Below are 13501 nucleotides of genomic sequence, written 5' to 3' on the forward strand. Positions count from 1 at the left end.
TTACCTACATCTTAAGAAAGGAAAATAGCTATATGAATCTTACAGGAAAAGTGGCACTCGTTACAGGCGCTGCCCAAGGTATTGGAGAAGCAGTAGTACGCATATTTGGTGAGTATGGTGTACAAGTTGCTGCTGTAGATAAAAATATAACTGCACTAGATAAACTTGTTTCTGACCTAACTGCTAAAGGTGTTTTTACGAAAGCGTTTGCCGTAGATGTTAGTGACAGCGCATGTGTTGAAGACATTGTCAATCAAATTGAAAATGAAATGGGACCAATTGAAATTTTAGTTAATGTCGCTGGCATACTTCGCATGAGTCCCATTGATTTGTTGAGCGACGAAGAGTGGAATGAGGTTTTTTCAGTTAATTCCACTGGAGTTTTTTATGTATCTCGTTCAGTGAGCCGACGCATGATGTCTCGCAAGTCTGGTTCGATTGTAACAGTGGGCTCAAATGCTGCATCTGTACCACGAATGCATATGTCCGCTTATGCAGCGTCTAAAGCAGCGGCAACAATGTTTACAAAATGTCTTGGTTTAGAGATGGCTAAATATAACGTTCGTTGTAACTTAGTTTCTCCAGGTTCAACATATACTGAAATGCAGCGGCTACTTTGGAATGATGAAGATGGAGTTGAAAAAATCATTGCAGGTTCGCAAGATACGTACAGATTAGGAATTCCATTAAACAAAATAGCAACTCCTTTAGAAATTGCTGAAGGAGTTCTGTTTTTAGTTTCAGATAAAGCAAGTCATATCACAATGCATAATTTGTGTATTGATGGCGGTGCTACTTTAGGAGTCTAAATTTAAATAGAGGAGGCTGTAAAATGATGAATCATACAACTGCTTTAAGGGAGTTAGCGCCAAAGCTATTAGATGACTATAAAGCTGAATCTTCTTTCTTTTTTGCTTCACCTTATCGAACCATACTTGCCGAAGGAGTGTTTACTACAGTGAAGCATAATCAAGTAGAAAATTTTCCAGAGCTTGTTCATGCTGTACTAAGTAATGCAAAGCAAGCGGGCCATCGTAATCCAATTGTTGTAGGTGCTTTACCTTTTGACAGACAACGACCTGTACAGCTTGTTGTACCTCAGGAAAGCAGGGTTGCTGATTGTTTACAATTCGGTGCTCAAGATCAAGTCCAGCTGTCTTCTACACTTACATATGAAATGAAACCTGTTCCATCACCTGCAGAATATATACGTGGTGTAGAACGAGGAGTAGCAAAAATAAAAGCAGGTGACTTAAAAAAAATTGTTCTATCTAGATCACTGGATTTGAATTCTCCAGAAAAGATTAATATTCAAAAGATACTTCGTGGTTTAGCGAAGCACAATAAACACGGATATACGTTTGCGGTAGATTTACCGAAGAGTGAAGAGGAAAAGAATAGCGATATTTCACTAGAACGTAGTCGCACACTTATAGGAGCTAGTCCAGAGTTACTTGTTTCACGTAATGGAATACAAGTCGTTTCTAATCCTCTGGCAGGATCTAGACCTCGAAGTGAAGACCCTGTAGAAGATAAGAGACGGGCAGAGGAACTACTTTCTTCAGCTAAAGATTTGCATGAACATGCCGTTGTTGTTGAAGCAGTAGCTGCTGCATTACGTCCGTACTGTCGTATATTATACGTTCCGGAAAAGCCATCATTAATAAATAGTGAAACGATGTGGCATTTGTCTACAGAAGTAAAAGGAGAATTATTTGATACATCCGTTTCTTCATTAGAACTTGCACTTGCGTTGCATCCCACACCGGCTGTTTGCGGAACTCCAACTGAAAAAGCTAGGGAAGCTATTAAAGAAATTGAACCGTTTGACCGAGGGTTTTTCACTGGGATGCTTGGCTGGAATGATTTAAATGGTGATGGTGAATGGATTGTTACCATTCGATGTGCGGAAATTGAGGAGAATTCACTTCGTTTATTCGCGGGAGCTGGGGTTGTTGCAGAGTCAAAACCCGTGGAAGAATTAGCCGAAACAGCTGCTAAATTTCGCACGATGCTACGTGCCATGGGATTGAATAATGAATTACTGGAGGGATAAACGATGTTAACAGGATGCAGCGAGTGGCCGAAGGAATTTGCAGATCAATATAGAGAGAAAGATTGCTGGCGCGGGGAGACGTTTGGAAAAATGCTACGAGAACGTGCAGAAAAGCATGGTGATCGAATTGCAATTACAAGTGGAGACACGTATGTAAGTTATGCTGAACTTGATAACAAGGTAGATCGTTTAGCTGCAGGTCTTCGAAGTTTAGGAATAAAGCAAAAAGATCGAGTTGTTCTTCAATTACCTAATGTTGTGGAATTTTTTGAAGTATGTTTTGCGCTCTTTAGGATTGGTGCGCTTCCAGTCTTTGCATTGCCATCACATCGAAGTAGTGAGATAAGTTATTTTTGTGAATTTGCTGAAGCAACGGCTTATATTATTTCTGATAAACAGCTCGGATTTGATTATCGCAAGCTTGCTAGAGAAGTAAAAGAGAAAGTACCAACGTTACAACATGTCATAGTTGTAGGAGAGGAAGAGGAGTTTGTAGGAATACATGACCTCTATATGGACCCAGTCAATCAGTGCCAAGTACAATCTAATGATGTAGCGTTTCTACAATTATCTGGCGGAACAACGGGGTTATCTAAATTAATTCCACGAACACATGATGACTATATTTATAGCTTACGAGCAAGTGCTGAAATTTGTAAATTGGATAAAGCCAGTGTGTATCTAGCTGTACTTCCTGTTGCACATAACTATCCACTTAGTTCACCGGGAGTTCTTGGAACATTATATGCCGGAGGAAGGGTAGTGCTTGCTTCTGGAGGAAGTCCTGATGAATCTTTTTCTCTTATCGAAAAGGAACGCGTTACAATAACAGCACTTGTACCGCCACTTGCGATGGTATGGCTTGATGCAGTAGCGTATCGAAATAATGATTTATCGAGTCTTCAAGTTTTGCAGGTGGGTGGTGCGAAATTTAGTGCTGAAGTTGCTAAGCGTATACGCCCGGCATTTAATTGTACATTACAACAAGTTTTTGGTATGGCTGAGGGATTAGTGAATTATACGAGATTGGATGATTCAGAAGAAATCATTATTCATACGCAAGGAAGACCGATGTCCGAGTTTGATGAAATTCGTGTCGTTGATGAAAAGGATCATGATGTGGCGCCAGGGCAAGTAGGGAGTTTGTTAACTCGTGGACCTTATACAATCCGTGGTTATTATAAAGCTGAAGAACATAACGATAAATCATTTACTTCCGATGGATTTTATCGCACTGGCGATCTTGTCAAAGTAAATGAGCAAGGTTATCTAATAGTGGAAGGGCGCGATAAGGATCAAATTAATCGCGGCGGCGAGAAAGTTGCTGCTGAAGAAGTTGAAAATCATCTTCTAGCTCATTCAGCTGTACATGATGTAGCAATTGTATCCATGCCAGATGATTATTTAGGTGAACGTACTTGTGCCTTCGTAATAGCACGCGGACAAGCACCAACTGTAAGTGATTTAAAAATGTTCTTAAGAGACCGTGGGATTGCAGCATATAAAATTCCAGATCGCATCGAGTTTGTAAAATCATTTCCACAAACTAGTGTAGGAAAAGTGAGCAAAAAAGAATTGCGTAAAGTTATTGCTGAAAAACTTTATTTTACAGTGCAGTCATAGATTGTCTATAGATAATTTTAATAATACTTGGAAGGAAGTGATTAGATGGCTATTCCGGCTATCTCAGTATACACAATGCCAGTAGAGGCAGATTTACCAAATAATAAAGTAATGTGGAAGCCAGATCCTAAACGCGCAGTTCTTCTCATTCATGATATGCAAGAGTATTTTTTGGATGCATATCATGCAGCGGAATCGCCGAGAGTAGAACTTATTTCAAATATTCAATCAATCAGAAAAACATGTAAAGGACTTAACATTCCTGTTATTTATACAGCGCAGCCAGGTGGACAAACAATAGAACAAAGAGGATTATTGCAAGATTTTTGGGGGGCTGGCATTCCTGATGGGCCTCATAAGAAAAAGATTGTAGATGAACTTGCTCCAGATAGGGATGATATTTTCCTTACAAAATGGAGATATAGTGCTTTCAAGAAAACAAATCTTTTAGAAATTTTACACGAACAAGGGCGTGATCAGCTTATTATTTGCGGGATATATGCGCATATTGGATGCCTTTTAACAGCGTGTGAGGCATTTATGGATGGGATTCAGCCATTTTTCATTGCTGATGCAGTTGCTGATTTTTCACAAGAACATCATAAACAAGCTTTGCAGTACGCATCTGATCGCTGCGCAGTAACTTTAACAACAAATTTATTATCGAAATATTTAGAGGATTCGAACGACACTTCTTCGATAGAGAGAGATTCAAGATTTACATTACAACGAGTACGTGAGCAAGTAGCGGAATTGCTTCGTGAATCACCATCTGCTATTGGAGAGGATGAAGATTTATTAAATAGAGGACTCGACTCAGTTAGAATTATGAGTTTAGTAGAGAAGTGGCGCCAGATGGGGGTAGAAGTTACATTCGCAGATTTAGCTGAACGTCCAACAATTTCTGAATGGTTTCATTTGTTGTCTTCTCAAACAGAAAAGATGCTGTCAAATACGGATAACATGATAAAGGGGTAAGTACGAATGTCTAATTATCAAGAGGTTCGCTATTCGTTGTCAGGTGCGCAAATAGGTATGTGGTTTGCGCAGCAACTTGATCCAGAGAATCCAATTTATAATACTGGTGAGTATATAGAAATACATGGTGCAGTAGATACAAAAATATTTGAGTTAGCAGTGCGTAAGGTTGTAATGGAAACTGAATCTTTACATGTTCATTTTGAGGAAGATGAAAACGGGCCATGGCAAGTTATTGAGAATTCTTCTGAATTTCATATGCATTTAATCGATGTTAGTGGAGAAGAGAACCCGATAAAAGCCGCTGAAGCTTGGATGGAATTAGATTTATCTAAGCCGATTAACTTGAAAAAGGACAAGCTGTATACAGAGGCGCTTTTTAAAGTTTCTTCTAATCGTTTCTTTTGGTATCAGCGCATTCACCATATTGTAATGGATGGCTATGGTTTTTCGTTACTTGCAGAGCGAGTAGCAAAAGTGTATACGGCATTAATGAGTAATCAATCGTATGATGAGCGTTCATTTGGACACTTACATACTATGTTAGAGGAGGACGCAACATATCGTACATCAGAACAATTTGAGAAGGATCGTGATTTTTGGTTAGAACGCTTTCAAGATCAACCCGAAGTAGTAAGTTTGGCAGAACGCGCTTCTAGAACATCAAGAGCATTTCTTCGTCAAACAGCCTATCTGTCTCATTTAAGTACAGAATCTTTGCAAAAGGTTGCACATAAGTGCAGTGCAAGTTGGCCGGAGCTTATTATAGCCGCAACTGCAATCTATATTTACAAACTAACAAGTGCAAAGGATGTAATTCTAGGTTTACCGATAATGGGACGATTAGGATCTGCATCTATTAATGTTCCTAGTATGGTTATGAATGTAGTCCCGTTGCGCTTATCTATAAGCTCCGATTTGAGTTTTGCTGAGGTTATTCAAAATGTTTCTCATGAGATCCGTAATATACGCCTTCATCATAAGTATCGTCATGAGGAATTGCGACGAGATTTGAAATTATTAGGAGAAAATCAAAGGTTATTTGGGCCAATGATTAATGTAATGCCATTTGATTATGGTCTAAACTTTGCAGGAAATCGTGGAATGAAACATAACCTTTCAGCAGGACCAGTTGATGATCTTTCAATAAATGTGTCAAATGAGTTTGGTGGAAACGGCTTAAGGATTCATTTTGACGCAAATCCTGAGGTGTATAACGTGGAAGAGCTACTAATTCATAAAATGAGATTTGTGAATCTTCTGGAAAACATCTTGAATTTTCAAGTAAATTCACCGATTGGAAAACTAGAACTCTTACTTCATGAAGAACGTAAGCAAGTTTTGGTCGAATGGAATCAAAATACGAAGGAAGATTCATTCATAAGTGTACCTGCTCTCATTGAAAAACAAGTAAGTAAATCTCCTGATTCTACTGCTGTAGTATGTAATGGGGTGGAGCTTACCTATAAAGAATTAAATGAACAGGCAAATCAACTTGCTCATTTCTTGCTAGAACAGGGCGTTCAATCTAAACAATTCGTAGCGTTAGCATTTCCAAGATCTGTAGAGATGGTTATTGGGATGCTAGCAGTTCTTAAGACAGGTGCAGCGTATTTACCGATCGATCCAGAATATCCAGAGGATAGAATTACGTATATACTAAGCGATGCGCAGCCTGCTTGTATCCTAACACATTCTTCTGTTTTGGCTAATTTACCGAATGAGGGTCACACAACAATAGTTGTACTTGATAACAAGGATACAAAAGAGGAGTTAAGAGGATATCCGAAAAGTAATTTAGATTCATTTGATAGCGTATCACTTTTAAATCCTGCATATACAATTTATACTTCGGGGTCAACAGGTAAGCCAAAAGGTGTAGTTGTGCCAATGCAAAGCTTAAGTAACTTTTTATTGGCAATGCAAGATCAATTCTCATTACATGCAAATGACCGTTTGTTAGCTGTTACAACTTTTGCGTTTGATATTTCCGCTTTAGAAATCTATTTACCACTTATTAGTGGATCGAGCGTTCAAGTTGCTAAGAAGGAAGCAGTCCAAGATTCGACTGTATTAACAGAGATTATTCAAAAAGAAAATATTAAAATTATGCAGGCTACACCAACACTTTGGCATACACTTGTAACGGATTATCCAGAAAGGTTAATAGGACTTAAAGTTCTTGTTGGTGGTGAAGCGCTTCCTTCTAATCTAGCATGTAAGTTAAAAGAATTAAATTGTCATGTTACCAATCTTTATGGACCAACTGAAACAACAATTTGGTCAACTTTAATGAATATGGAAGAAGAGAACGGTACACCTTCTATTGGAAGACCGATTTGGAATACGCAAGTATTTGTACTAGATGCAAGTCTACAACCTGTGCCACCTGGAGTAATTGGTGAATTGTATATTGCTGGTGCTGGACTGGCAAATGGATATTTAGGAAGACCTGATTTAACAGCTGAACGGTTTGTTGCTAACCCATATGGACCACCCGGCACACGCATGTACCGTACAGGTGACCTTGTCAAATGGCGTATGGATGGTTCATTAGATTATGTTAGTCGTTCCGATCATCAAATTAAGATTCGTGGGTTCCGCATTGAGCTAGCTGAAGTGGAAACGGTATTGCAGAAACATCCTCATGTAGAACAAGTAATTGTAATCGTTCGTGAAGATCAACCTGGTGAGAAACGCTTAGTTGCTTATATTGTACCTCATGTTGAAGGAAGCTTTGACTCTGCAGAGTTTCGGACGTATGCTGCAGAAAACTTGCCAAGTTATATGATACCATCGGCGATTATGATTTTATCTGAATTGCCGTTAACACCGAACGGAAAAATTAATCGTCAAGCATTGCCAGCACCTAATTTTAATTTATTTGTTAGTGAACGCGTAGCTAGAAATCCAAAAGAAGAAATTTTATGCGATTTGTTTGCAGAAGTATTGAATCTAGCGAGGGTTGGAATAGATGATAACTTCTTTGAAATAGGTGGCCATTCTCTATTAGCTGCTCGTTTAATGAGCCGTATTCGTGAAACGTTAGGTGTAGAATTAAGGATTGGAAAACTATTTGAATCGCCAACTGTTGCTAAACTTGTTAAACAGCTAGATAGTACTCAAAGTGCAAGACCAGCCGTTCAAAAAGTGGAACGTTCCAAGGAAGTACCACTTTCTTTTGCGCAGCGTCGTTTATGGTTTTTAAACTGTTTAGAAGGTCCAAGCCCAACTTACAATATTCCGGTAGTGATTCGGATGTCCGGAGAATTAAATCACGAGGCTTTACAAGGCGCATTCTATGATGTTGTCGATCGGCATGAGACGCTGCGAACAATTTTTCCAGATACGCTTGGTATGTCACACCAGCAGATTTTGGAGACTATTGATGCTATACCGAATCTCATAATTACACATACAACTGAGTCAGAATTACCTGAATTACTTGCTGAAACAGTACGATATAGCTTTAAACTGGCAGAAGAGCCCGCTATTCGAATTCAGCTTTTTGAAATAAACCCCAATGAGTATGTACTACTTATATTATTACATCATATTGTTGGCGATGGCTGGTCTTTAAATCCGCTATCAAGAGATCTTGCTACTGCCTATCAAGCGCGTTGTCAAGGTGAACCAGTTCAGTGGAAGTCACTTCCGGTGCAGTATGCGGATTACGCTCTTTGGCAGCAGGAGTTGTTAGGAAATGAGAGTACACAAGATGGGCTTATTTCACAACAAATTGATTTTTGGAAAGAAGAGTTGAAAGATTTACCAGAGCAAATTGAGTTACCTATAGATTTTCAGCGTCCAGCGGAAACGAGTTACCGCGGAGAAACGATACATTTCCATTTGAATTCTGAGTTACATGAACGATTATTAGAGCTTGCTCGAAAAAATAGTGTTAGCTTATTTATGGTCTTACAATCTGGCCTTGCAGCATTACTTACACGGTTAGGAGCCGGAACTGATATTCCAATAGGAAGTCCAATTGCCGGACGTAATGATGATGCTCTCGGAGATATTGTTGGATTGTTCGTAAATACACTTGTTTTACGTACAGATACATCTGGAGATCCTAGCTTTAGTGAGCTTTTAAGTCGTGTACGTAAGGTCAATCTTGCAGCATATGAACATCAAGATGTCCCATTTGAAAGACTTGTTGAAGTATTGAATCCCATACGTTCGAGAAATAGTCATCCACTATTTCAAATTATGTTAGCTTTTCAAAATACACCAGAAGCTACACTAGATGTGCCGAATTTAGAAACAATCATTGAGATTGAAAGTGTTGGGTCATCAAAATTTGATCTTACTATTGAATTAAGTGAACGTAACACTGCTGAAGGTACACCAAATGGCTTACACGGTTTAGTTGAATACAGTACAGATTTATTTAAACGCGAAACAATAGAAAAACTCGCTGCACGTTTATTGCGATTGTTAGAAAATGCTGTAGAAAATCCAGATCAACCGATTGGATGTTTAGAAATCTTAATACAAGAAGAGCGTCAAACAGTACTACAAAAATGGAATAGTGATGTTCAGCTTATACCTGAAATGACTTTACCAAAATTATTCGAAAAGCAAGTTCAACGTACACCAGAAGCTACTGCAGTAGTATTTGAAAATACTAAAATAAGTTATGCAGAGCTAAATAAGAAAGCAAATCAGCTCGCACGCCTATTGATTGCGAAAGGTGTTGGACCAGAAAAAATGGTTGCTTTAGCAATGTCAAGATCGTTAGAAATGGTTGTCAGCTTATTAGCAGTTCTGAAAGCTGGTGGTGGATATTTACCGTTAGATCCTGATTATCCATCCGATCGCATCGCGTTTATGTTAAATGATACAAAACCTACTTGTGTCATTACAAACACACAAGTAGTAATTGATTGTGGCAAGATACCAAAAATTGTAGTTGATGATTCGAAAATAATTGGAGAATTAAGTAAGCATAGCGAAGAGAATATAGGAGATATAGAACGAATACAACTGTTATCACCTTTACATATCGCCTATGTTATTTACACATCAGGTTCGACAGGTAGACCAAAAGGTGTAATGATTCCTCATCAAAATGTCTTTAGACTGTTTGAAACAACAAATCATTTGTTCCAATTTCATTCAGAAGATGTTTGGACAATGTTCCATTCTTATGCTTTTGATTTCTCAGTTTGGGAAATTTGGGGACCGTTATTGTATGGGGGACGTCTTGTTGTTGTACCACACACTGTGACCCGTTCACCTAAAGAATTTTTAGACCTACTTGTTCGTGAAAAAGTAACAGTTTTAAATCAGACACCATCAGCATTTTATCAACTTATGCAAGCGGATCGTGAAAATATTGAAGCGGGGCAAAAACTTTCTTTACGCTATATTATCTTTGGCGGTGAGGCACTGGAACTTAGTCGTTTAGAAGATTGGTATAGTCGTCATCCGGAAAGTTCACCTAAACTTATCAATATGTATGGTATTACAGAAACAACTGTACACGTGAGTTATATTGAACTCGATCAAAATGTTGTATCTTTACGAGCAAATAGTTTAATTGGATGTAGTATACCAGATCTTAAAGTTTATGTATTAGATAACTATTTACAGCCGGTACCACCAGGAATAGTAGGAGAAATGTATGTCGCAGGGGCAGGGCTTGCCCGTGGTTATTTAGGACGTGCGGGATTAACTGCTGAACGATTTATAGCAGATCCATATGGAAAACCTGGTACCCGCATGTACCGTACAGGAGATTTGGCACGTTGGCATCAAGATGGCACATTAGATTATATAGGACGTGCAGACCATCAAATTAAAATTAGGGGTTTTCGAATTGAACTAGGTGAAATTGAAGCAGTTATTATGCAGCACCCTCATGTTGAACAAGTGGCTGTTATTGTACGTGAAGATCAACCTGGTGATAAGCGTTTAGTGGCCTATATTGTTTCTTCAGAACATAATGTTCTTGATACAACTGCAATGCGCCAGTATGTAGGACATAGTTTACCTGATTATATGATCCCATACGCTTTCGTTATGATAAGTGAATTACCTCTAACTCCAAATGGCAAGTTAGATCGTAGAGTATTACCGACACCAGAGTTCACAACATCTACAATAAGTAGAGGACCACGAACACCACAAGAGGAAATATTATGTAATTTATTTACAGACGTTCTGAATTTACCACGAATTAGTATTGATGATGGCTTCTTTGATCTTGGTGGTCATTCATTACTTGCGGTTCAGTTAATGAGCCGAATTAGAGAAGCACTTGGAGTAGAATTGAATATTGGGAACTTGTTTGCGGCACCAACAGTTGCTGGGCTTGCTGAAAGACTTAAGATGGGAACAAGCCAAAGTGCACTAGATGTAATTTTGCCATTAAGAACAAGTGGGGAACAATTGCCTATATTTTGTGTGCATCCAGCAGGTGGACTAAGCTGGTGTTATGCAGGGTTAATGAAGTCTTTAGGGACGAATTATCCAATTTATGGTGTACAAGCGCGTGGTATTGCAAAAAATGAAGAACTACCAAAAACATTAGAAGAGATGGCTACAGATTATATTGAACATATTCGTGAGGTTCAGCCGTACGGCCCATATCGCCTATTAGGTTGGTCTCTTGGAGGAAATGTTGTTCACGCAATGGCGACCCAATTACAAAATCAGGGAGAAGAGGTTGAACTGCTTGTTATGCTTGATTCTTATCCAGGTCACTTCCTACCGAATACAGATGCACCTAGTGAGGAAGAAGCACTCATTGCATTACTGGCATTAGGTGGATATGACCCAGATAACATGGATGGAAAGCCTCTTCATATGGCGAACGCTCTTGATATACTTCGCAAGGATGGAAGTGCGCTAGCTAGTCTTGAAGAGGAGACGATTTTGAATTTAAAAGAAACATACGTAAATTCTGTCAGTCTTTTAGGGAAGTACGTTCCAAAAACATTCCAGGGTAACCTTTTATTCTTTAGATCAACAATTATACCAGAATGGTTTGATCCAATTTCTCCAGACACATGGCATAGTTACATAGATGGAGAAATTGAACAGTATGAAATTGATTGCCGTCATAAAGATTTATGTCAGCCAGGGCCACTTACAGAAATTGGGCAAGTATTAGCTGGTAGATTACAAGAAATGAGAGGGGCAAGTAAAGTATGACGAATCCATTTGAAAATGATAACTTCATGTATAAAGTGCTAGTAAATGAGGAAGGCCAGCACTCTGTCTGGCCAGCCTTTCTTGATGTACCATCTGGTTGGGATGTTGTTCATGGACAAGATAGTAGACAAGCTTGTCTAGCATATATTGAATTACATTGGAATGATATGCAGCCAAATCATCTTCGCTCGCTTGCATGCATTCCAGCAGAGAAGTAACAATGAATTTGAAAATGAATCCGAAAATTGTTGTTAGTGTTGTGTATGTAGTTGCTATGTTTATGGCTTCCATGGACGCAACTATCGTAAATATAGCTTTGCAAACGATTAGTCGTGAATTACAAGTTCCGCCTTCAGCAATAGGGGCTGTTAATGTTGGCTATCTAGTGAGTCTTGCTATAGTCCTACCCATTTCTGGATGGCTTGGAGATCGATTTGGTACAAAGCGAGTATTTTTAATTGCGCTTTCTATATTTACAGCTGCTTCTGCACTATGCGGAATTGCTGATGATATTATTTCTTTAAATATATTTCGGATGATACAAGGTGCTGGCGGAGGGCTATTGACACCAGTCGGAATGGCGATGTTATTTCGAACATTTTCTCCACAAGAAAGACCGAAGATTACAAGGTTTATTGTTTTCCCAATTGCTGTTGCTCCGGCAATTGGACCGATTATTAGTGGGTTCTTTGTAGAGCATATGTCTTGGCGATGGGCATTTTATATTAATCTACCTTTTGGAATAATGGCTTTACTATTTGGTTTGTGGTTTTTAGTTGAGCATATTGAAAAAACTGCTGGCCGGCTAGATTTACCTGGCTTTATCCTTTCGGCATTAGGTTTTGCGATGTTGATATATGCAATGAGCCAGGGACCTTCGAAAGGTTGGAGCTCTCCAGAAATAATAGGGACAGGGTTAGGTGGACTTTTACTTATCGTACTCTTTATTTTAGTTGAGCTTCGTGTAAATCAACCACTGCTGGATTTTCGCTTACTACAAGATCGACTATTTCGGAATATGAGTCTCATTTCGCTATTTACAGCTGCTGGATTACTCGGCATGTTATTTGTATTCCCGCTTATGTATCAAAATGGATTACATGCGTCAGCGCTAGAAACAGGTCTTACTACATTTCCTGAAGCGGTTGGATTGATGATTGCTTCCCAGATTGTACCTTGGTCTTACAAAAAGTTTGGTGCACGTAAGTTGATTTCTTCCAGTTTACTATGCGCAGCAATCGTATTTATTTTGTTAAGCTTCGTAAATCAGGAGACAAACCCTTGGGTTATTCGAATATTACTTTTTCATATAGGTTTTTTCCTAGGTCACTCTGTAGGATCTGTTCAATGTTCAGCTTTTCATAATATTTACCCATCCTCAATGGGGAGAGCAACAACCATTTTTAATGTGCAAAATCGGTTAGGTTCTGCTATCGGTGTTGCAATTCTTGCGAGTCTGCTGGATGTTTTGGGGAATGATACTGTCGGTGAAACAGGAACTGACAATACTAGTATTGCAGCGTATCAAATTACTTTGATTGGTGCTGCTATATTTCTTTTAGTAGCATTGTTGATTGCATTACGAATTCGGGATACAGATATGATACGAACAGTACATAAGGAACAACCAATTCATTCAAAAGCAATAGCGAATGAGTAACGTATTGTAAAAAAATATTATCC

The 13501-nt window shown here is 38.8% G+C and carries 7 protein-coding genes; all 7 read left to right on the plus strand.

Annotation, left to right across the window (positions count from 1 at the left end; translation table 11 throughout):
• The first annotated feature begins 32 nt into the window (after window positions 1-32).
• The 7 genes from PLX19_RS06525 to PLX19_RS06555 are packed head-to-tail and all read left to right on the plus strand — an operon-like array spanning window position 33 to window position 13478.
• On the plus strand, window positions 33-809 hold the full coding sequence (locus PLX19_RS06525) for a 2,3-dihydro-2,3-dihydroxybenzoate dehydrogenase (protein ID WP_272187692.1): 777 nt from the start codon (window positions 33-35) through the stop codon (window positions 807-809).
• 26 nt (window positions 810-835) lie between these two features.
• Window positions 836-2056, plus strand: coding sequence for an isochorismate synthase DhbC (gene dhbC, locus PLX19_RS06530; protein ID WP_272187928.1), 1221 nt, complete (start codon window positions 836-838; stop codon window positions 2054-2056).
• 3 nt (window positions 2057-2059) lie between these two features.
• Window positions 2060-3679: a (2,3-dihydroxybenzoyl)adenylate synthase gene (locus PLX19_RS06535; protein ID WP_272187693.1), complete on the plus strand. Its 1620-nt coding sequence runs from the start codon at window positions 2060-2062 to the stop codon at window positions 3677-3679.
• Between the two features lie 45 nt (window positions 3680-3724).
• On the plus strand, window positions 3725-4657 hold the full coding sequence (locus PLX19_RS06540) for an isochorismatase family protein (protein ID WP_272187695.1): 933 nt from the start codon (window positions 3725-3727) through the stop codon (window positions 4655-4657).
• Window positions 4658-4663: 6 nt separating this feature from the next.
• Window positions 4664-11818: an amino acid adenylation domain-containing protein gene (locus tag PLX19_RS06545; RefSeq protein ID WP_272187696.1), complete on the plus strand. Its 7155-nt coding sequence runs from the start codon at window positions 4664-4666 to the stop codon at window positions 11816-11818.
• Window positions 11815-12036, plus strand: coding sequence for an MbtH family protein (locus PLX19_RS06550; protein ID WP_272187697.1), 222 nt, complete (start codon window positions 11815-11817; stop codon window positions 12034-12036). Before PLX19_RS06545 ends, PLX19_RS06550 begins: the two co-directional genes overlap by 4 nt.
• Before the next feature lie 2 nt (window positions 12037-12038).
• Window positions 12039-13478: an MDR family MFS transporter gene (locus PLX19_RS06555; protein WP_272187698.1), complete on the plus strand. Its 1440-nt coding sequence runs from the start codon at window positions 12039-12041 to the stop codon at window positions 13476-13478.
• The last annotated feature ends 23 nt before the right edge of the window (window positions 13479-13501 follow it).

It is taken from the genome of Bacillus sp. BP-3 (assembly GCF_028401955.1).
Lineage (GTDB): Bacteria > Bacillota > Bacilli > Bacillales > Bacillaceae_G > Bacillus_A.